The 20,455-nt window shown below is 73.5% G+C and carries 19 protein-coding genes; 13 read left to right on the top strand and 6 right to left on the bottom strand.

Annotated elements, in window-relative coordinates:
- Positions 1 to 2: 2 nt before the first annotated feature.
- The 12 genes from OG505_RS08735 (at position 3) to OG505_RS08680 (ending at position 12,812) form a co-directional block, all read left to right on the top strand.
- Positions 3 to 485, top strand: a complete 483-nt coding sequence (locus OG505_RS08735) for a phage tail protein (RefSeq protein WP_354862842.1) — start codon at positions 3 to 5, stop codon at positions 483 to 485.
- Positions 460 to 1,818: a hypothetical protein gene (locus OG505_RS08730; protein ID WP_405432388.1), complete on the top strand. Its 1,359-nt coding sequence runs from the start codon at positions 460 to 462 to the stop codon at positions 1,816 to 1,818. Before OG505_RS08735 ends, OG505_RS08730 begins: the two co-directional genes overlap by 26 nt.
- The gene (locus OG505_RS08725; protein ID WP_405432386.1) at positions 1,818 to 2,720 is read left to right on the top strand and encodes a hypothetical protein; all 903 of its coding nucleotides are present in this window, start codon (positions 1,818 to 1,820) and stop codon (positions 2,718 to 2,720) included. The genes OG505_RS08730 and OG505_RS08725 overlap by 1 nt, the downstream gene beginning before the upstream one ends.
- The gene (locus OG505_RS08720) at positions 2,717 to 4,339 is read left to right on the top strand and encodes a contractile injection system protein, VgrG/Pvc8 family (RefSeq protein WP_405432384.1); all 1,623 of its coding nucleotides are present in this window, start codon (positions 2,717 to 2,719) and stop codon (positions 4,337 to 4,339) included. Before OG505_RS08725 ends, OG505_RS08720 begins: the two co-directional genes overlap by 4 nt.
- A complete protein-coding gene (locus OG505_RS08715) occupies positions 4,339 to 4,677 on the top strand; it encodes a hypothetical protein (RefSeq protein ID WP_405432382.1) in 339 nt (112 codons plus the stop codon). The genes OG505_RS08720 and OG505_RS08715 overlap by 1 nt, the downstream gene beginning before the upstream one ends.
- On the top strand, positions 4,674 to 5,105 hold the full coding sequence (locus OG505_RS08710) for a GPW/gp25 family protein (protein ID WP_354862851.1): 432 nt from the start codon (positions 4,674 to 4,676) through the stop codon (positions 5,103 to 5,105). Before OG505_RS08715 ends, OG505_RS08710 begins: the two co-directional genes overlap by 4 nt.
- On the top strand, positions 5,102 to 7,765 hold the full coding sequence (locus tag OG505_RS08705) for a putative baseplate assembly protein (RefSeq protein WP_405432380.1): 2,664 nt from the start codon (positions 5,102 to 5,104) through the stop codon (positions 7,763 to 7,765). The genes OG505_RS08710 and OG505_RS08705 overlap by 4 nt, the downstream gene beginning before the upstream one ends.
- On the top strand, positions 7,746 to 8,303 hold the full coding sequence (locus OG505_RS08700; RefSeq protein ID WP_405432378.1) for a phage tail protein: 558 nt from the start codon (positions 7,746 to 7,748) through the stop codon (positions 8,301 to 8,303). The genes OG505_RS08705 and OG505_RS08700 overlap by 20 nt, the downstream gene beginning before the upstream one ends.
- Positions 8,300 to 9,232: a hypothetical protein gene (locus tag OG505_RS08695; RefSeq protein WP_405432376.1), complete on the top strand. Its 933-nt coding sequence runs from the start codon at positions 8,300 to 8,302 to the stop codon at positions 9,230 to 9,232. The genes OG505_RS08700 and OG505_RS08695 overlap by 4 nt, the downstream gene beginning before the upstream one ends.
- The gene (locus OG505_RS08690; RefSeq protein WP_405432374.1) at positions 9,229 to 9,687 is read left to right on the top strand and encodes a hypothetical protein; all 459 of its coding nucleotides are present in this window, start codon (positions 9,229 to 9,231) and stop codon (positions 9,685 to 9,687) included. Before OG505_RS08695 ends, OG505_RS08690 begins: the two co-directional genes overlap by 4 nt.
- 87 nt (positions 9,688 to 9,774) lie before the next feature.
- Positions 9,775 to 10,527 carry a hypothetical protein gene (locus OG505_RS08685; RefSeq protein WP_405432372.1) on the top strand — a complete coding sequence of 251 codons (753 nt, stop codon included), beginning with the start codon at positions 9,775 to 9,777 and terminating at the stop codon, positions 10,525 to 10,527.
- 50 nt (positions 10,528 to 10,577) lie between these two features.
- On the top strand, positions 10,578 to 12,812 hold the full coding sequence (locus OG505_RS08680; RefSeq protein WP_405432370.1) for a hypothetical protein: 2,235 nt from the start codon (positions 10,578 to 10,580) through the stop codon (positions 12,810 to 12,812).
- 26 nt (positions 12,813 to 12,838) lie between these two features.
- On the opposite strand, the gene OG505_RS08675 is transcribed toward OG505_RS08680, so the two are convergent.
- Genes OG505_RS08675 through OG505_RS08650 form a run of 6 tightly spaced genes read right to left on the bottom strand, consistent with a single transcriptional unit; the run spans position 12,839 to position 18,869 of the window.
- Complete coding sequence (locus tag OG505_RS08675; protein WP_405432369.1) at positions 12,839 to 13,789, bottom strand: PmoA family protein; 951 nt, start codon at positions 13,787 to 13,789, stop codon at positions 12,839 to 12,841.
- Positions 13,786 to 14,475 (bottom strand): hypothetical protein, encoded by a 690-nt coding sequence (locus OG505_RS08670; protein WP_405432367.1) that lies wholly within the window; start codon positions 14,473 to 14,475, stop codon positions 13,786 to 13,788. The genes OG505_RS08675 and OG505_RS08670 overlap by 4 nt, the downstream gene beginning before the upstream one ends.
- Positions 14,459 to 15,358, bottom strand: a complete 900-nt coding sequence (locus OG505_RS08665; RefSeq protein WP_405434432.1) for a carbohydrate ABC transporter permease — start codon at positions 15,356 to 15,358, stop codon at positions 14,459 to 14,461. Before OG505_RS08665 ends, OG505_RS08670 begins: the two co-directional genes overlap by 17 nt.
- Positions 15,358 to 16,341, bottom strand: a complete 984-nt coding sequence (locus OG505_RS08660; protein ID WP_405432365.1) for a carbohydrate ABC transporter permease — start codon at positions 16,339 to 16,341, stop codon at positions 15,358 to 15,360. Before OG505_RS08660 ends, OG505_RS08665 begins: the two co-directional genes overlap by 1 nt.
- 31 nt (positions 16,342 to 16,372) lie before the next feature.
- Positions 16,373 to 17,719, bottom strand: coding sequence for an ABC transporter substrate-binding protein (locus tag OG505_RS08655; RefSeq protein WP_405432363.1), 1,347 nt, complete (start codon positions 17,717 to 17,719; stop codon positions 16,373 to 16,375).
- A 19-nt stretch (positions 17,720 to 17,738) separates the two neighbouring features.
- A complete protein-coding gene (locus tag OG505_RS08650; protein ID WP_405432361.1) occupies positions 17,739 to 18,869 on the bottom strand; it encodes a LacI family DNA-binding transcriptional regulator in 1,131 nt (376 codons plus the stop codon).
- 238 nt (positions 18,870 to 19,107) lie between these two features.
- On the opposite strand from OG505_RS08650, the gene OG505_RS08645 reads away from it, so the two are divergent.
- Positions 19,108 to 20,436 carry a Gfo/Idh/MocA family protein gene (locus tag OG505_RS08645; protein ID WP_405432359.1) on the top strand — a complete coding sequence of 443 codons (1,329 nt, stop codon included), beginning with the start codon at positions 19,108 to 19,110 and terminating at the stop codon, positions 20,434 to 20,436.
- The last annotated feature ends 19 nt before the right edge of the window (positions 20,437 to 20,455 follow it).

Below are 20,455 nucleotides of genomic sequence, written 5' to 3'. Positions count from 1 at the left end.
ACATGCCCACCACCGCCACCCCGCAGCCGGGCGCCCCGGTCGACCCGTACCGGGCGTACAACTTCCGGCTTCTCATCAACGGCGTCACCAACGGCCACTTCACCGAGATGAGCGGACTGGAGGTGAACATCCCCGGCCAGCCGTACCGCGAGCACGGCCCCGGACCGACGCGGATGGTCCCCGGTCAGGCCGAGTACGAGCCGGTGACCCTGCACTTCGGCCTCACCGCGTCCCGCGAGCTGTGGGACTGGGTGAACGCCACCGCCCAGGGCACCCTCAACCGCCGCAACGTGTCGGTGGTGCTGCTGGACTCCGCGGGCACCGCCGAGGTGCTGCGCTGGAACCTGATCGACGCCTGGCCCACCCGGTGGCGCGGGGCGCACCTCAACACGGTCAGCCACGAGATCGCCATCGCCTCGCTGACGCTGCGCTACGAGGGCCTGGAGTTGGAGACCGGCGGTGCCGCCGCGCCGACGCCCGCGTAGCTGGCTGGCCGGTCGGCTCCGCTCGGCGGCCGGCGCGGTGCACCGCCTCGCCGGCCTCGTCGAGAACACCGGCCTGCCTCCGGCGCCTACGCAGGAGGTGCCCCGTCGTCTCGGGGAGCCGCCCCAGCACTGGCTGAACCTGGTCGCCGCACACGCCCCCGGCCTGCTGCGCGAACTGGACCTCGACGCGACCCCTACCGATGTCGAACAGACGCCCGGCCGCGACGACCGGGGAGAAGGTGGCCTGCGATCGCCCACTCACGCTCACCCTTACGAGGTCGACGGAGGAACCGGCTCTGCCGATGAGACGTACCCGCGCTGCGCCGAGCGGGCCGGCCGCCGCGCTCGCGGCCCGGCCGCCCAGCCCGGCGGCGACGCACGCGGCATCCGGGCAGCCGGTACGACGGACGACCGCGGGGCGACGGACGGCCCGAGCACGGTGGGCGGCAGTGGTGCACCCGAGGGCCACGGCCTCAGCAGGGCCGCCGACCTCGACGCTGGAGACGGCCTCGGCCGGACAGGCGGCCTCGCCGGGACGGGCGGGCCAGACGGCCTCGCCGGGACGGGCGGGCCAGACGGCCTCGCCGGGACGGGCGCGGTGGGGCCGGACGGGAGACCGGACGGATGGCGGCCGGCGGGCCGGGCCGGGAGGTCGGGTCGGGTGCCCGACGCCTCTGGCTCGGGCACCTCGGGGATCGCCAGCACTCGTGGCGGCTTCGACGCCAGCCACCTGTCGGGCGGGCACGGCGTGCCGACGGCGTCCCCGCCGGCGAATCGGCGCTTGTCCGGCCGGATCCTGGATGCCTGGCCCGCGCGTCCGTCATCGGGGCGGGGCGCGGCGACCCGGGCGGCCACGGCGGCCACGCCCGCCGCACCGGTGGGACCGGTACGACGTGACACCACCACCGACGCACACGACCCGACCCGGGCAGGCGTGCCCGCCGCCCCGCCCAGCCGGCGCGGCTCCCCGCCCGGGATCGCAGAGCACTTCGGCCCCTCCAGGGACACCTTCGGGCCCCGGATCACCACCGCGCCCACCGCCGATGGGGCGACGGTGGGCGGCGCTGGCAGCGGATTGTGGCCCGCCCTACCGGCCGAACGAGCACAGCAGGACCGCGTACGGGCCACACAGCGCGCCGAGCCCAACCGCAGCCAGCGCGAGCAGCGTGAGCCGACTGTGGCGCACTTGTCGGTCGGCACGGTGTGGCCGGCGTCCACGGCCGTCGACCCGTGGCCGGAGCTGCCGGACGACACTCCGCTGTGGACGGCGCCCGGGGCGGCGCTCGACGCCGGCCACGTGGACCGCCTGGATCGGGAACAGGCGGGCGGCTGATGGAACGCGTCGCCTTCCTCATCGACTCCTCCGGGGAGCGGGTGGACTGCCTGCTCAACCCGGAGACCGTGCAGGTGACCCGGCTCGCCGGCGTACGTCATCGGGGCGCGGGCGGCGGACAGCTCACCGGGTCCGGACTGGCCGACGACCCGCTGGTCTTCACCGGCGGCGGCCGTACGGAGCTGGTGCTCGACCTGCTGTTCGACGTCGACTTCGTCCAGGCCCAGGTCCGCCCCACCGACGTACGGGTGCTGACCCGGCCGCTGTGGATGCTGGCCGAGAACTCCACCGCCGAACACGGGTGGCTGCGCCCGCCGCTGGTCCGGCTGGTCTGGGGCAAGACCTGGAACGTGCCCGGCGTGATCATCGCGGTGGCCGAGCGGTTCGACGCGTTCACCGGTACGGGTTCGCCCCGGCGCTCGTGGCTGCGGCTGAAGCTGGTCCGGGCCGCCGAGACGGCCGACCAGGCGCAGGCGGGATTCGCCGAGGAGTTGGCGGCGGTGAGCACCCCGGCCGCCGCCGGAGGCAGCGCCGTGGTCGCCGCCGGTGACGGTGCCGCCGAGCCGGGTAACTCCGGGGTGCGCTTCGATCTGTTGGCCAACGACGCGCTCGGGTCGCCACTGCGGTGGCGGTTGCTGGCCGAGCACAACCGGATCACCGACCCGTTCGCGGTGCCCGCCGGCACCACCCTCGCGGTCCCCAGCAGCGCGCCGGGCGGTGGCGGGCCGGAGTCGACGCTGGCCACGATGGCGCGGGCGGTGGCCGGCGCGGTGGGCGCCGGCGCGTCGTTCGTGGGCGCCTCGATCGCCACCGCGAGCTGGGCCACGCCGACCGGCACGACGATCGCCAGCACCAACCCGGACAGCACGCCGCCCGGCACCGGCCCGGGGAGTACGCCATGACCAGCGTCGCGCCCCGCGCGCTGACCGTTCTGCTGGACGGCGTGGAACTGAACGCCACGGCCCGCCAGCGGATCCGCTCGCTGCGGGTGGCCGCCCGGCTCGACCAGCCGACCCAGGCCGAGCTGGTGCTCGCCACCGCCGCCGGGAGCGGCGCTCTCGACCCGGCGACGCGGCCGGGCACGACCCTCGACGTGCGGCTCGCCGATCATCCCGACGCGCTGTTCACCGGTGAGGTCACCGCCGTGGAGGTCGAGTACTCCGCCGACGGCGCGGCCGTGCTGCGCCTGCGGGCGTACGACGCGCTGCACCGCCTGCGCAAGCGCCAGGACCTGCGGGTCTTCACCTCGGTGACGGCGGCGGAGCTGGCCCGTGAGCTGTGCGGCGAGGTGGGGCTGACCGTGACGGCGGACAGCGACGGGCCGCGACTGGAACGGCTGCTCCAGCACCGGCACAGCGACCTGGAGCTGCTCCGGGAGGTCACCGGCCGGGCCGGGCTGCACCTGGCCGTCGACGGCGACGACGTCCGGCTGATCACCCTGGCCGGCTACGGGGAGCCCGTCGCGCTGAAGTTGGGCGGGGGTGTGCACACCCTGCGGCTGTCCACCAACGCGGACCAGGCCAGCGGCGCCAGCGCCGCGCTGGGTTGGCATCCGCAGCGGGCCGAGCCGATCAGCCAGCAGGCCGACGAGGCGCGCTGTGGCCGACCGGCCGGTGACCGGCCAAACCCGGCCGACGTCGGGGCGGACGGGGTACGCACCGCCGTCGACCAGCCGGGGCGCAGCGACGACGAGTTGGCGGCCCTGGCCCAGGCACGACTGGACCTGCGCGCCGCCGCGCTGGCCACCGCCGAGGGGCTGGCCGAGGGCGATCCGGCGCTGCGGCCGGGCCGGCGGATCGACCTGACGGGTGTGCCCGACCCGCTGGCCGGGGCGTACGTGCTGACCGAGGTGGTGCACACCGTGGACGGCGACGGGCACCTGACCCGGTTCTCCACCGTGCCACCGGCCGCCGCTGCCACGGTGGCGGGTGGCACGGTGGCGGGTGGCACGGCGGCGGGCGGGGCGGTCGTCACCCTGGGCACCGTCACCGACGTGGCCGACCCCGACGGGTTGGGCCGGGTGCGGCTGACCCTGCCGGCGTACGGGGACCTGGACGCCGGCTGGCTCGGTGTGCTCTGTCCCGGTGCGGGACGCGGCAAGGGCCTGGTGGCGCTCCCCGATCCGGACGACACCGTTCTGGTGGTGCTGCCCGGCGGCGAGCCCGCCTCGGGCATCGTGCTGGGCTCGCTGTTCGGCGCCGTCGAGCCGTACGACGCGGGTGTCGACGACGGGAAGTCCCGCCGCTGGTCCCTGCGGACCGCCGGCGGGCAGTCGATCGTCGTGGACGACGTCCAGCGCAGCCTGCGGCTTGCCACCGAGGGCGGCAGTTGGCTGGAACTCACCCCCGACCTGGCCACCCTGCACGCGGCGAGCGACCTGGTGATCTCCGCGCCGGGCCGGGCCATGGTGGTCCGCGCCCGCAGCGTGGACTTCCTGCACGCCGAGGCGCCCGAGGACGCGACCACCGCGGCGCAGCAGGCCCGTTCGCTCGCCCGCGCCCATCACGAAGGAGGCGGCTGATGCGCTGGATCCACCGCGACTCGGTGATCACCTGCGACCACGACGGCCGGGTCGAGAACCAGCCCTCGCAGCGCTGGGTGACCGTCACCGCCGTGCCGGTGCTGGTGGACAACGACCCGGAGGGACGAAAGATCGTCGCCTGCCCGAACTACGGCCCGACCATCAAGCCGTGCGCGAAGACGCTTACCGTCCGGGTCGGCTACAGCGACTGGCTGCGCGTCGACGGGCACCGGGTGGTGCTCTCGCACCTGGAGGGGTTCACCGACGGCACACCACCCGGAGCGGTCCACCACCGCGTCCGCGACCCGCGACAGCGGTTTGTGGGGGCGGACCGATGAGGGCCTTCCGTTTCGTCGGCGCGGGCTTCGACGCCGGTCGGGGCGGCGGGCTGGCGCTCACCGCTGCCGGCGGCCTGGCCATGACCGAGGGCGACGAGAGCGTACGCCAGGCACTGTTTCTGTTGTTGTCCACGACGCCTGGCGAACGGCTGATGCGACCCGGGTACGGCTCCCGGCTGCACCGGTTGGTCTTCGCGCCCAACGACGACACGACGGCCGGGCTGGCCATCCACTACGTCCGGCAGGCCATCGCCCGTTGGGAGCCCCGGGTGGAGGTCATCGACACCGACGCCGGACCGGACCCGGACGACGCGTGGCGGCTGGTGATCCGGCTGGACTACCGGGTGCGGGCCAGCCTGACGCCCGGGCAGCTGGTGTTCTCCGTGGATCTGCTCCCCGCCGACGACGAACCGGGAGGACAGTCATGACACTGCCCGTGCCGCACCTGGACGACCGTGGGTTTCTCGACCTGGTCACCGAGGCCCGCGAGCGGATCCAACAGTCCTGCCCCGCCTGGACCGACCTGTCGGCGCACGACCCGGGCATGGCGCTGGTGGAGGCGTTCGCGCACCTCACCGAAGTGATGATCTATCGGCTGAACCAGTTGCCGGAGAAGGCGTACGTCTCGTTTCTGAACCTGCTCGGGGTGGCGCGGCACGCGCCCACCGCGGCCTGGGCGGACGTCGTGTTCACCCGCGCCGGCATCGACCGGGGCGCGGTGCGGATCCCGGCCGGCCTGCGGGTCGCGGCGGCGCGCGGCGCCGATCCCCGACCGGTCCTGTTCGTCACCACCGAACCGGCCGTGCTGGCGGCCGGGGAGGCGTCGGTGACGGTCCGGATGCACCACTGCGAGCCCGTCGAGGCGGAGCTGCTGGGTGTCGGCACCGGCCAGCCGGGCCAGGTGCTGCGGGCGGCGCACGCTCCCCTCACCCACACCGGCGAGCCGCTGGACCTGCTGCTCGGGGTGGAGGTGCCGGCCGGCTCGGTGGAGCTGGGGGTGGCAGCCCGCGAGCACGACGACCGCACGTTCGAGATCTGGCAGCCGGTGGACAGCTTCGCCGGGCTCGGTCCCCAGGCCAAGGCGTACCTCGTCGACCGCTGCTCGGGGACCGTCACCTTCGCCCCGGCCCTCGACCTGCGCCCGCCCGCCGGTGCGGGCGAGGCCGTCGGGCCGGGCGAGGCCGCAGGGCCCGCCGGCGCGGGCGGGGCGGTGACGGTGGCGGCGGTGCCGCCGGCCGGGCGACAGGTCCGGCTCTGGTACCGGGCCGGCGGCGGTCCGACCGGCAACGTGGCGGCCGGCACGCTGACCAGCCTGCGCGATCCACTGCCCGGGGTACGGGTCGACAACCCCGCGCCCGCGGCCGGCGGCCGGGAGATGGAGGCGCTGGAATCGGTGCTGCTACGCGGCCCGTACGAGTTCTTCGCCCAGCAGCGCGCCGTCACCGCCCGCGACTTCGAGGTGCTGGCCACCAGCTCCGGCGCGGTGGCGCGGGCCCGCGCGTTCACCCGCTCGGCCGTCTACAGCTTCGCCCGGCCCGGTGAGGTCGAGGTGGTGCTGGTGCCGTACGTGCCGCCGACGGCCCGCCCGGGCGGCCGACTGCCGGTGGCGGTGCTGCGCGAACACGAGGTGCCCGAGGCCCGCCACCGCGTCGAGGCGGACCTGGAACAGCGCCGGATGGTCGGCATCCGCTCGCGGGCCACCTGGGCCCGGTTCAAGGCGGTGTCGGTGCGGGCCCGCGTGGTGGTGCGCCGGGAGGAGGACGTGGACGCGGTCCGGCGACGCATCCACGACCGGCTGCACCAGACGCTCAGCCCGCTGCCCACCGCGCTCAACCCGACCGGCTGGCCGTTCGGTGAGCCGCTGCGCGCGTCCAATGTGTACCGGCTGTTGGAGCACGCCGAGCCGGGCGTGCGCTACGTCGAGTCGGTGCGGTTCGTGGTCGACGAGGCGCCCGACGCCGACGTCCGCGCCCTCGCCGTCGACCAGTACCAGCCGCACACCTGGTACGCCGGACGCGGCCCGGTGCTGTTCCGCTCCAGCAACGCGGGCGCCGGCTGGGAGCCGGCCGGTCGGTTCGACGACGAGACGGTGCTGCGAGTGGCGCCCGCTCCCGCGCCGGTGCGACCGGGCATCATCGCGCGCCCCGGCTCGGTGGCCGTGGTGACGCTGCGCGCCTCGGGCGGCTCCCGGGTGCACCTGAGCACGGACCTGGGTGAGACGTGGTCGCTGCTGACCGACCTGGACTCGCGCATCTCCGACGTGGCGTGGCTGGACCGCGACGGCGCCGGCGCGCTGCTGGTGGCGACCGACAGCGGCCTGTACGAGGTGTCGCTGCTGCCCGGCGCGGTGCCGCTGCAGATCCTCGTCGAGGAGTCCGACGCCGACCGGGGCTTCTACGCCGTACGCGCGTTCGTCTCCGAGCGGGGCGCGCCCGGTGTGGCGGTCGCCGCGCAGGCCGGCTTCGGGGTGTACCTGTCCACCGCCGGTGGCCGGCCGGGCAGCTTCGCACACGTGGGCCTCTCCAACGTGGACAACCGGGTCCTCGCGGTGCAGTACGACGGCCCGGCCACCCTGCTGTGGAGCGGCGCGGGCGAGCCGGACCCGAAAAAGCCCGGCCAGGGCTGCCACCGCACCCGGCTGTTCGAGTCCGACGTGCAGTGGCAGACCGTGCAGACCGGCTGGATCGGCGGGACCTGCCGGGACCTGGCGTTCGCCGGCTCGCAGGTCCTCGCCGCCACGCAGAGCGGCGGGGTGCTGCGGCTGGACACCCTCGCGGCCCAGCCGCAGTGGCAGCCGGTGTCGGTCAACTGCGGGCTGCCGCTGCGCGACCGGACCCGGTTCGTGCCGGTGGACGCCGTCGCCGTGAGCGGCCCGGCGACCGTCGGCGCGAACGGTCCCACGGCGGACGACCGACTGGTCCTGGCCGGCGGTGAACGCGGCGTGTACCGCAGTGCCGACGCCGTCAACTGGACCGCCAGCGCCAACCAGGCCACCGCCGACGTGGTGACCGTCCCGGACACGTGGCTGCTCTGCTCCGGCGAGCACGACATCGAGGTGGTGCGCCAGGATGCGACGCTCGGCGATTGAGCGGCTGCTGCCCGCCGCCTACCAGCGGGCGTGCGTGCCGGGCAGCGTGCTCTGGGCGCTGCTGGACGTCATGGAGGGGCTGCACGCTCCGGACGAGGCGATCCTCGCCGAGGTGGACGCCCTGTTCGATCCCTACCGGGCGCCCGACCACCTGCTCGTTCGATTGACCCGCTGGGTGGCGATGGACCACGTGGTGGCCTCGCCCCGACCGGACGCCCCGCTGCCGCTGCCGGTGGGCCGGCTCCGTGACCTGGTGGCCAACGGCGCGCTGCTGGCCCGGTGGCGCGGCACCCCGTACGGGATGCGCCGAGCCCTGGAGCTGGCCACCGGGTTGCCGGGGTTCGTCATCGACGAACCCGACGAGCGGCCCTTCCACATCGTGGTGCGGGTGCCGGCGTCCGCCGCCGGTCAGCTCGCCGTGATCACCCGAATCGTCGAGGCGGAGAAGCCCGCGTCGACCACCGCCGAGATCGTCGTCGCCGCTTCGTCGCCACCCACCCCGTCGAGCGCGGCACCGTCCGCGAAGGAGCCGTCATGACCACCGAATGGACCGTCGTCGCCGCCGCGTCGCAGTTCACCCTGGATGCCGCCAACCACGGCGAGCTGACCTTCACCGTCTCCAATCCGGGCCTGGCCCCGGACACCGTGGTCTTCGACGTGGCGCCCGGTGAGGGTAGCCAGCGGGCCTGGTTCACGGTCACCGAGCCGCAGCGGGTGGTCCCCGGGCAGGGCTCGGTGTCCTTCCTGGTCCGCCTCGCCGTACCGGCGGGCACCGCGCCGCGCCGCTACGACATGACCGGGTTCGCGTACTCGGCGAACACCGCGCCGGAGGAGAGCTCGCGCTCCAGCGGCCGGGTGACGTACGAGGTCCGGGCGGTCGCCGCGCCGAAGCGGACGCCGTGGCCGTGGATCGCCGCCGCGGCGGCGCTGGTGCTCGTGGTCGCCGGCGTGGTCGGCTACCTGCTGACCCGTCCCGACGGCACACCCACGCCGGGGGCGCCACGGGTCGTGACGGTGGAGGCGGAGAGTCTGGTCGACGGCGCTCGGATCGAATCCCCGGCGAATACCGCCGCGGCGGTCGGGGCGCAACCGAACTGCTGCGACGTGACCTGGTCGGGCGACAAACAGCTGTTCTTCACCGGCCTGGCACCCGGTGACCGGGTGAGCGTCACCGTCGAGCTGCCCGCCGACGCCCTCTGGCGGTTCTCCACCAAGCGCACCACGTCGTTCGACTATGCCAACACGATCTGGCAGGTCGACGGCGCGCAGCTCGGCGGCACCTTCCTCGGCTTCACGCCGAAGGTCGTCCTGCAGGACTTCACCGACGTGGGCACCGTCCGGCTCGGGCGGGGTCGGCACACGCTCACGCTGGTCGCGGTGGGCAAGACGCAGGGCTTCGACAGGTACTTCGCGGGCGTGGACCAGATCCGGTTCACCGAGGTGACCGGGGCGGTCGCGCAGCGATGAGCGGTCGGCAGAAGGTGCTGCTGGTGACCGTGGCGGCGCTGCTGGTGGCGTTCTTCGTCCTCGCCGTCGGCGTCTCCGGCGGCGACCGGGGCCGCGCGGACGATCCGCCGGGGGTCGTCGAGCGGCTGGGCCGCCTGGCCGGCGCGGGCACGAGCGTCGACCCGGCGACCGTGCAGGCCGACTGCGACCGCACCGGCGACGTGCTCAGCTTCGTCGGCGGCTGCGCGGTACGGGTCGCCGACCCGGGCGAGCTGCGGACGCTGGTGCTGCGCAGTGACCGCCCGTTCGTGGTGCGCGCTCCGGCGCCCCGCGACGCCGACCTCACCGTGCGCTCCGAGGTCGAGCCGGACGACGCCGGCGAGGCGGTCGCCCGGATCGCCGTCGACCGTGCGGTCACCGTGCTGCTGAGCTGTCCGGGAGGTGTCGGATGCACGGTCACCGTCGCCGCCGACTGACCCGTCCCCCGGCCGGGCCCGGCTCCGCGTCGGCCGCCGGCTCCGGCCCCGCGCCCGCCGGCCGGCACGACCCCGAGGAGGCCCGACATGGGTGACCTGCGCAAGCCCTTCCTGCTGCTCGCGCTGGTCGCGGTCACGCTGGTGGTCCTCGTCGAGGTCGGATCGTCACTGCTCACCGGGGGTGGGGACGCCACCGGCGCGCTGCTGGCCGGCGCGGCGGACCTCGGCGTGGAGGTGGACGCCGGCGGGATCAGCGAGCCCTCCGGGCGGGGTACGAGCTACCTGGCGCTGATCGACGTGGTGGCGCTGTGGACCACCGGCCTGTTCTGCCTGAGCCTGGTCGTGCCCGAGCGGGTGCAGGGCCGGATCCAGGGCGTGGCGACGCTGATCTTCTCGATCCTGCTCATCCTGGGCTCGCTCGTGCTGCTGATCATCGCCTTCGTGGAGCTGACCATCATGGTGTCGCTGTTCCTGGCCGTGCCGTTCGGCACCCTGGCGTACCTGGCGTTGTGGGGTTTCTTCCCGGTGGGCGAGGCGAGCCTGCTGCTGGGGCTGGCGCTGCTGCTGAAGCTGGTCTGGGCGGTGCTGCTGCTGCTCGCCCAGCCGCGGTTCGCGCAGAACAAGGGCCTCGTGCTGCTGGCGCTCACCACCGGACTCTGCACCGTCGTGCTGGAGTTCCTGCACCGGCTCGCCCCGGTCATCGTGGTGAGCATCCTCGACGACGTGGGCGCGCTGGTCTTCGCCATCGTGGCCATCATCTGGGGTCTGGTCCTGCTGATCGGCTCGATCCCCGCCATCGTCAAGTCCGTGCGGGTGACCGCCGCCCTGCCCACCCGCTGACCTTCGCGGTATCGCCAGCGCGACGGCGAATTGTCTGTGACCCTGACGGCGTGGACGGGAAGCCGGCGTGCGAGGCGGTGGAGCTCCGCGTGCACGGCATCTCCGGGGTGGGCGCGGAGCGGATCCTCGACCACCCGATGGTGGTCCGCGTCGCAGGGGACTGGCACGCGGGCTTCTTCCGACCACGCCCCGGCAGCGGTACCGCCGGCGGCGCCGCCGCCGGGGTTGCCGTCGAGGCGTACCGCTGGGGGTCCCTGACCGCCGGCGTCGCCGTCCGGACGGCCTCGATGCTGCTGTTGCTGCCGTTCATGCTGAGCAACCTGGCAATCTGGATGCGACCGCCCGGGCGGGACCGGTGGGGGCTGCTCAGCGTGCTGTGCCGCCTGCTCGCCGCCACCCTCACCGCCACCTTCGTGTTGGCGATCGTCGGCGTCACCCTGGATCTGATCGGCTGGCAGTGCGTCCCGTACCCGGGGTGCCGCGCCGGCCGTCCCTACCTGGCCTGGCTCCACTCGCTGCCGTCCGGCCCGCGGCTGGCCCTGCTGTCGATCGTTCCACTGCTCGCGCTGCGGGTTGTCTGGGCGATCGGCGCCCGGTCCGCGCGGGCGTTCGAGGGTTTCGGCCCGTCGTCCGCCCAGGACACCTCCGGCGGGACCGACGACCTCGACGACGCCGGTTTCTGGTACGACGAACAGACGGCCGGTTGGCTGCGTCAGATCCACGTCGCGCTCGGCGTCGGCACCCTGGACCTCAGTCTGCTCGCGGGCACCTCGCCGGGCGGCCTCGGCGCACCCGGGCATGTCGTGCAGTTCGTCGCAGCCGTCGGGCTGCTCGTGCTCTGTGTCGTCCTGCTCTGCCGGCCCGTACCCACGAGCACGGCACGGAGCCGGCGCCTGCTGCGGCCGCTGTGGGCGGTCGTCGTCGCGGTGACCGCGCTGTGCCTCGGCTCGGCCGTCCTCGCCGGCGGGACGCCGTCCGGTACCGGCAAACTGCCCGGCTACGAGGGCGCCGCCGCCGGGGTGGTCGCGGTGCAGGGTGTCCTGCTCGTCGTCCTGACGGCCGTCACGTACGCCCGCCAGCGCGGCGCGCAGCAGCGCGAGCACCACCGTCCCTTCCTCTACGGGCTCGGCACGCCGATCGTGGCAGCGGCGGCGGTGAGCGTCGGCGCGGCCTTCACCGCCAGCCTGGTCTACCGGACCGCCGACACCCTCGACCACGGTGACATTCCCGACCCGATCCGACCCAACGCGGCCACCATCGGCCCGCTGGAGCCGCCGGTCGCCTACTGGTGGGCGGCGCTCGCCGGCCTCGCCGCGCTGCTGATCGGCGCGGCGGCCACCTGGGCCACGCTCCTGCTGAGCCGTCGGCGGCGGCGCGGGCTGGCCGCGAGCATCATCGAACGGGACTATCCGAACGCGTCGCCGGAGGACGCTCGCCGGCTGCGGCTGGTCCGGGAAACCATCGCGCGGTCCCAGGCCGCCGAGGAGCTGGGACCGGTGCTGATCGCGTTTCTGGTGATCGCGTCGCTCGGCCTGGCCACCGTCGCCCTCGACGTGATCGGGATCGGTCCCACCCAGCTCGCCGCCCGCCTCGGCACCGGGGGTGGTGCGGCGGGGGTGCTCGTGGCATATCTGACCGACGCCGGTGTCTGGGTGATCAGCCTGCTGGTGATCAGCCTCCTGATCCTCGGTTTTCGCGCCTACCGGTCGTCCCAGACCCGGCGGCTGGTGGCGGTGCTGTGGGACCTCGGCACCTTCTGGCCGCGTACGGTGCACCCCTTCGCGCCGCCCTGCTACGCCGCCCGCGCCGTGCCGGAGCTGGCGAAACGGGTCACCGGGCTCGCCAGGGGCGGCCCGGTGGTCCTCTCGGGGCACAGCCACGGCTCGGTGCTCGCCGCCGCCACGATCCTGCAGCTACCGCCCGCCGTGCTGGCCAGTGTCTCGTTGCTGACCTACGGCTCGCCGCTGGGGCGCACGTACGCCCGGCTCTATCCCGCGTACCTGGGACCGCCGACGCTCGTCGACCTGGGCGAGCGGATCGGGTGGCGGTGGCGCAACCTGTGGCGGGACACCGATCCCATCGGTGGGCCGGTCTTCGCCGCCGACGCACCACCGCCGCGCGCCGAGCCGGCGGCCGGCGACGTCGACATCCGGCTCCGCGATCCCCGAAGCCTGACCATCGACCCGGCGGACACCGTGCCACCCCCGATCGAGCGGCACTGGCCGTACCACACGCATGCCGCGTACCAGGTGGCGATCAGCGAGATGGTTGACCGGTCCTCCTGACCGCGTGGTTGCCTCCCAGGGGTCTCCTACCGAACGGTGTGACCCCCGGACGAGCGGACCAGGGCCCCGGCGGTGGCGACGTCCAGGGCACCGTCGGCGACGACCACCCGGTGTCGGCCGCGCCGCGTCGCGCCGGCCGCGATGGTCACCGGTTGCGCGAACGCGAAGGCCACCCCCACCCCCGGGTACATGGCGGTCCGCAGGAACCATCGGTCGCCGTCGCCGAGACCATCGAAGACCAGGGTGTACGCCCGACCGTCCGGCCCGGCGCCGACGAGGGCGACCCACGGCTCGGCGGAACCGTTGACGGCCTGCTCCCCCGTCGCGCTGGCGCTGAACACTCTGGCGGGCTCGGCCGAGACCGCCCGCCAGAAGAACCCGCCGTAGCCGGCCCCGCCGGGGCGACCGTTGGTGGCCGGGCTGCCCAGCCGCACGTCCTGCCCGGCGGGGGCACTGAGCGTGTAGTCCAGCTCCAGCCGCCAGGCCGGCAGCTCCCCCGCCGGCCCCTGGCCGGTCAGGCCGACGGCGGCGAGGTGGCGGCGCTCGTCGAGCAGCACCGCCCCTTTCGGGTCGCGCCATTGCAGCCGGTGGGCCAGTCGGTCCGCGGACCGCTGCGACCAGCCGGTGTGCGCGATCCGTCCGTGGTCGTCACGCCACGTGTAGCCGACGTCGCGCACGTAGGTGCGCCCGCCCCAGAGGTTGGTGCCGTTGACGTCCGGCACGGCGAGGGACGCGCCGAGGTGCCACCCGTGGTCGGCGGGGAGCGCGTCGGTGACCACCGTGCCGCCGAGGGTGCGTACCGGGTGCAGGTACGGCCGGGGCCCGTGCCGCGCGTCCAGCGCCGGGTCCACCACGTACCGGGCCACCTCCGTCCCGCCGACCAGCAGCCGCACCGGCTCCTCGGCGGCCGTCTCGACCGGGTCGGGGCCGGTGCGGGCCGCCGCGTCACCGCCGACGGCGGCCGGGTCGGCGCTCACGGCAGCTCCGGCGGGGCGGGACTCGGCCGGGGCCCGGCGACGCCAGCCGGGACCGGCCGGCCGCCGCCGACACCGACGCGAGCCGGCCGGCGGCCGGCGACGGCGTGTAGGGCGGCCACGGTGTAGCCGACGAGGATCGGCACCGCGACCGGCGTGACCAGGACGGCGAGCAGCCCGGCCAGCGCGGTCACCCCGGTGAGCGCGGCCCAGCGGGTCGGCGCGTCGAGGCAGGCGCGGGCGGCCCAGCGGGCCGCGACCCGCCACCGCCCGCCCCCGTCGCCGCCCACCTCGACGACGACCAGCCCGGCGTACCCGGCCAGACCGGCCGCGACCAGCGCGGTCACCGCCAGCGCCGGCGGGCCGCCCGGCACCCGGCCGGCGGCCAGCGCCGCCAGGTCGGCGGCGAGCAGCCCGGCCACGACGAGCGCGAGAAGACTGACCGGCACGCCGGGCAGCACCGCGCGGCCGAACCGGCGCGCGGTGTCCCGCGCCGACGGCCAGCTGCCGGTACGCGTCCAGTCGTGCACGGCCGCGCTGGCCGTGCCGACGGCCGCGGCGGCGGTGAGCACCGGCGCCGCCGCCAGGGTCAGCAGGATGCCGAGCAGCGCGAGGTCGGCGGCGTCACGGGCGACGTCCCGCCAGTCCCGCCGCCCGACGGCGTCGACCGGTTCAGCCCTTGATGCCACTGGTGTTGATCCCCTCGACGAGCATCCGCTGGAACGCGACGAAGAACAGGAAGACCGGCAGCAGCGACAGCACCGACATGGCGAACATCGGCCCGACCGCGCTCTGACTGGTCGAGTCGATGAACAGGGTCAGCGCGACCGGCACGGTGTAGTCCTGGAGCTGGGACAGGAAGACCAACTGGCGGAAGAAGTCGTTCCAGGTCCAGATGAACGAGAAGATCGCGGTGGTGACCAGCGCGGGACGGCTCAGCGGCAGGATGATGTGCCGGAAGATGCCGTACGGGCCGGCGCCGTCGATCCGGGCCGCCTCGTCCAGCTCGCGCGGGACGCCGCGCATGAACTGCACCATGAGGAAGACGAAGAACGCCTCGGTGGCCAGGAACTGCGGGATGATCAGCGGCAGGTACGGCCACTCGCCGCCGACCAGTCCCAGGGTCCGGAACAGGATGTACTGCGGCACGATCAGCACGTGCCCGGGCAGCAGCAGCGTGCCGATCATGACGGCGAACCACATGCCGCGCAGCCGGAACCGCAGCCGGGCGAAGGCGTACGCGGCCAGCAGGCAGGAGAGCCCGTTGCCGACGACGGTGAGCAGGCTGACCATCGCGCTGTTGAGGAAGAACCGGCCGAAGGTGACGTCGAAGTTGGACCACCCGGCGGTGTAGTTGCCCGGGGTGAACCGCTCGGGCAGCAGCCCGACGTTGTTGACGATCTCCTCCTGGGACTTCACCGACGTGCCCACCATCCAGATCAGCGGATAGAGCACCACGGCGACGATCACCACGAGGATCAGCAGCCGCAGCAGGGACCGGCCGCTGGGCCGTCGACGTGCGGTCGGCGGCGCTGTGGTCGGCGCTGCGGCCGCCGGATTCACCGCCACCATCACCGGTCCTCCCCGTCGGAGTAGTGCACCCAGAACCGTCCGGTGCTGAACAAGATCGCGGTGATGACCGCGATGGCGAGCAGGAACACCCAGGCCATCGCCGAGGCGTAGCCCATGTTGAGGTCGGTGAAGCCGGTGATGTAGAGGTTCAGCGTGTACATGAGGGTGGAGTCGACCGGGCCGCCGGTGCCGTTGCTGAGCACGAACGCGGCGGTGAAGCCCTGGAAGCCGTTGATCGTCTCCAGCACCAGGTTGAAGAAGATGACCGGGGAGAGCATCGGCAGCGTGACGTTGCGGAACTGGCGGAATCTGCCGGCGCCGTCGACCGAGGCGGCCTCGTACAGCTCGGTGGGCACCTGCTTGAGCCCGGCCAGGAAGATCACCATCGGTGCGCCGAACTGCCAGATCGCGAGCACCATCAGCGTTTCGAGGGCCCAGTCGGGGTCGTTGACCCACGGCCTGCCGGTGATGCCGACGAGGCTCAGCAGCGAGTTGAACGCGCCGTCGCGGTTGAACATGTTGACCCAGACGATGGCCAGCGCGACGCTGCCGCCGAGCAGCGACGGCAGGTAGAACAGCCCACGGAACAGCCCGACACCGCGCCAGGCACGGTTGAGCAGCAACGCCACGCCGAGCGCGGCGGCCAGCTTCAGCGGCACCGCGACCAGCGCGAACGTCAGGGTGACCCGCACCGCGTGCCAGTACGACGGGTCGGCGGTGAACATCCGCTCGTAGTTGGCCAACCCCACCCACCGCACCTCGGAGAACGGGGTGAGGATGTCGTAGTTGGTGAAGCTCAGGTAGAGCGACAGCAGCATGGGGACCGCCGTGACACCCATCAGGCCGATGAGCCACGGCGACAGGAAGACGTACCCCGCCAGACCTTCGCTGTGCCGGATGCTGCCGGGCCCACGCCTGTCGGCGTGGGCCCGGTCGGATCCGGGGCCGCGTCGGGTCGGGTCGGGCGCCGTGGTCAACGCCACGAACAGCTCCTCTCCTCGCCTGGTGCGGCGGTCAGGCGATGGCGGACTTGCACGCCTCGACGAACTGGGCGGCGGCCTGCGCGGAGGTGGCCCGGCCGTACTGCACGTTCTCGGCGGCCTTGACCAGCTCGGACTTGACCTTGCTGTGTCCCTTGATCGGCACCTGCGGGGACTGGCCGAACTTCTGCGCCAGCTCGGTCTCGACCACGATGGACTGCTTCATCGCCGGGTCGGTGGTGTCGTCGCTGACCACCCGGCGCAGGTCCAGGTTGGACGGCAGGCCGCGGTCGGTGCCGAGCAGCTTGACCGCCTCCTGGTCGTTGTTCAGGAAGTCGATCACGTCGACCGCGACGTCCTTGTTCTTGCTGCCCTTGAACACCGACCAGTACATGGAGGCCCGGGCCCACTGCGCGCTGGGGTCACCGGGATAGGCGACGACCCCCAGCTCGTCCTTGGTGTTCTTCTTCAGGTCGGGCATCTGGTTGGCCCAGACCCAACTGGTGCCGGCCTTGCCGGTGACCACCAACTGCTTGGTGACGTCGCTGGAGTTGCCCTCGTGGATGACGTCGGCGGTCGGAGTGGCCTTGCGGTCCCGGGCGCCCTTCCACAGGTCGAACCACGCGGTCACGTCCTCGGCCGCGAAGCCCAGCTCGTTGCCCTGGTAGAGGTCCTTGCCCTGCTGGCGCAGCCAGATCCAGTACGCCTTGTAGTCGGCGCTCGGGTCCTGCGTGCCAGGCACACCGGTCTTCTCCGACACCTGGGCGGCCCAGGCGATGTGCTGCTCCCAGGTCATCCCGGTGGTGGGCTCGGGCAGGTTGTGCTTGGTCAGCAGGGTCTTGTTGTAGACCAGTCCCTGGGTGTTCTCCCCGGCGGCCACCCCGGCGAGCTTGCCGCCGACCACGCCGTACTCCAGCAGGCTCTTGGGGAACTTGGTGACGTCGAGCTTGCCGGAGTCCTGGTAGCTCTTCAGGTCGAGCGTGGTGCTGCGGGCCGCGTACTCGGCGAGGTAGTTGTCGTCGATCTGGAACAGGTCCGGCGGGTTGCCGCCGGCGGTGAGCGTGGCGAGCTTGTCGAAGTAGCCCTGGTTGGCCTGCCAGGTCTTCTCGAAGGTCACGTTCGGGTGCTTCCTGGTGTAGAGGGCCAGGGCGTCCTCGGTCAGCTTGGCGCGGGCGTCGCCGCCCCACCAGAAGATCGAGAGCTTGACCGGGGCGTTCGGGTCGGCGGCGCCGTCGTCGTCTCCGCAGGCTGCGGCGCCGAACATCAGCGGCGCGGCGACGGTCGCGGCGAGCAGGCCGCGCAGGAGTCGCCGCCGGGGCACCGGGGTACCGTGATGGCGCCCGACGGGCGTGTCAGTGGTGGGGGGCGTTGCGGGGTGCATGTGCGCTCACTCCTCGGCATTAGGAGGCGACGGCGTCACCGGTGGCCGCGGTCGGGTCGCCCGGGCCCGCAGGGCAATGCGGGTCCGGGCCAGGCGGCGCGGCCAGGGGACGTGCCGGTCGGGCGTGCGGGCCCGGGCCGGTCGAGTCGCGGATGACCAGGTCGGTCTGGAGCATTACCTGTGCGGTGGTACGACGGACGCCGAGCGCCGTGCCGGCACCGGGGCTCCGCGCGCCGCGCGGTGACTCGATGTCCTGTTGCAGCAGCATGTCGACGGCCGTCCGGCCGGCGGCCCCGGTGGGTGTGGCCACCGTCGTCAGTTTGGGGCGGGTGAGCCGGCTCAGGGTGATGTCGTCGACCCCGACGACGCTCACCTCCTGTGGCACCCGGACCCCGAGCGCGTCCAGCCCCTCGATGAGGCCGATCGCCATCAGGTCGTTGTAGGCGAGCACGGCCGTCACGCCACTGCGCCGCACCTGGTCGGCGACGGCGAGGCCGCCGGTCTCGGTGGGCGCGTTGGGGCCGAGCACGGTCAGCTCCGCGCCGCCGCTGCGGGCGGCCGTGGTGGCGGCGCGGCGCATCTCCCGGTTGGTCCACGAGCTGCGTGGGCCGCCGAGCAGCGCGATGCCGCGGTGACCGAGACCGATCAGGTGCTCGATCGCCGCCCGGGCACCCTGCCCGACGTCCATCAGGACGCAGGGCAAGCCGGTCACCTGGCGGTTCACCACCACCAACGGCACCTCCCGGCTGAGCTGCTCGATCAGGCTGTTGCTCATCCGCGGACTGCACAGCAGCACCCCGTCGACCTGCTTGGCGAGCGCGTGGACCAGCTCCTCCTCGGCGGTCGGGTCCTCGTTGGTGTCGGCCACGAAGACGTGGTAGTCGCGATGGCGGGCCTGGCTCTCCGCCGCCTTGATCAGCGGCGGGAAGAACGGGTTCGCGATGTCCGCGATGATCAGGCCGATGTTGTGCGTCCGCCCGGTGATCAGGGCCCGGGCGGCGCGGTTCGGCCGGTAGCCCAGGTCCTCCGCGCAGGCCAGCACCCGGACCCGGGTCTCGGGGTTGACCAGGTGCGGGGCCGAGAAGGTGCGGGACACGGTGGAGATGTGCACCCCGGAGGCGCGGGCGACGTCCCGGATGGTGACTGGCACGGCGGGCCCTTCGTCCGATGTGGCGACGGTCACGTGGGTGCCGCCAATTAATGCAAACGGTTGCGCCAGTGTCAACGGTCAATGGTTGCGGTTCTGTTGCGCCAACGCTCCACGTGGTGACCTACAACGCCGCATACACGGACATTTATCGCCGATTGCGTCGTCGCCGTTGACACCATCGCATCGATCGTGGTTACTTCACTGCAAACCTTTGCAGGGATCACCTGGGGGCGATCGCATGTCACCGAGATCCGACGGGCGAGTCCGCTACGCCGTCGTGGGCACCGGCGCACGGGCCGAGATGTTCGCCCGGGCCCTGGTGCTCGACCACGCCGACACCACCGAGCTGGTCGCCTTCGCCGACGTCAACCAGGCCCGGATGGACGCGCACAACCGCTGGCTCGCCGAGCTGGGTCACCGCCCGGTGCCGACGTACCCGGCCGGTGAGTTCGCGGCCATGCTGGACTCCGAGCGGGTCGACGTCGTGCTGGTGACCAGTGTGGACGTCACCCACGACGAGTACGTGGTGGCCGCGCTGCGCGCCGGCCGGAACGTCGTCACCGAGAAGCCGATGACCGTCGACGCCGCCCGCTGCCGGCGCATCCTGGACGCGGTGACCGAGACCGGCGGCCGGGTGACCGTCGCCTTCAACTACCGCTACAACCCGCTGCACGAGCAGGTCCGCCGCCTGCTCGCCGACGGCGCCGTCGGTGAGATCGGCTCGGTGCACTTCGAGTGGCTGCTCGACGTGCGGCACGGCGCCGACTACTTCCGGCGCTGGCACCGCGACAAGGCCACCTCCGGCGGGCTGATGGTGCACAAGGCCAGCCACCACTTCGACCTGGTCAACTGGTGGCTGGGGGCCACCCCGGTCGAGGTGTACGCCGCCGGCCGCCTGTTCTTCTACGGCGAGGACGGTCGCCGGCACGGCTACGCCCGCGACTACGAGCGGGCGTACGGCTCCCCCGCCGCCGTCGACGACCCGTTCGCGCTGCGGCTGGACGCCCACCCCCGGCTGCGTGAGCTGTACCTCGACGCCGAAGCCGAGGACGGCTACCAGCGCGACCGCAACGTGTTCGCCCCGGGCGTGAGCATCGAGGACGACATGGCCGTGCTCGCCCGCTACTCCACCGGCGCCACGATGACGTACCACCTCACGGCATACGCCCCCTGGGAGGGTTACCGGGTGATGGTCAACGGCAGCCGGGGGCGCCTCGAACTGGAGGTGACCGAGAACGACTTCGTCGACCGGGGCACGGCGGGCGCGGTCAAGGGCGCCGCGCTGCACGGCGTCGAGGCGCCGGCCGAAGGGGGCGGCGCGACGCTCACCCTGCGCCCGTTCTGGGAACCGCCCCGGCAGATCCCCGTCGAGGGTCGTACCCGCCACGGGCACGGCGGCGCGGACGCCCGGATGACCGCGGTGCTCCTGGGCGGCCAACCCGATCCGCTGGGCCGCGCCGCGACAGCCGACGACGGCGCGCTGGCCCTGCTCACCGGCCTGGCCGCCAACCGGTCCTTCGAGACCGGGCAACCGGTCCGGGTCGCCGATCTGCTCACCCCCCGCTGATCCAGGAGACGAGGAGCCC

It is taken from the genome of Micromonospora sp. NBC_00617, from assembly GCF_045161355.1.
In the GTDB taxonomy this organism is placed as follows: Bacteria; Actinomycetota; Actinomycetes; order Mycobacteriales; family Micromonosporaceae; genus Micromonospora.
The sequence above is the reverse complement of the archived record's forward strand: the minus strand, read 5'-3'. Positions and strand labels throughout refer to the sequence as shown.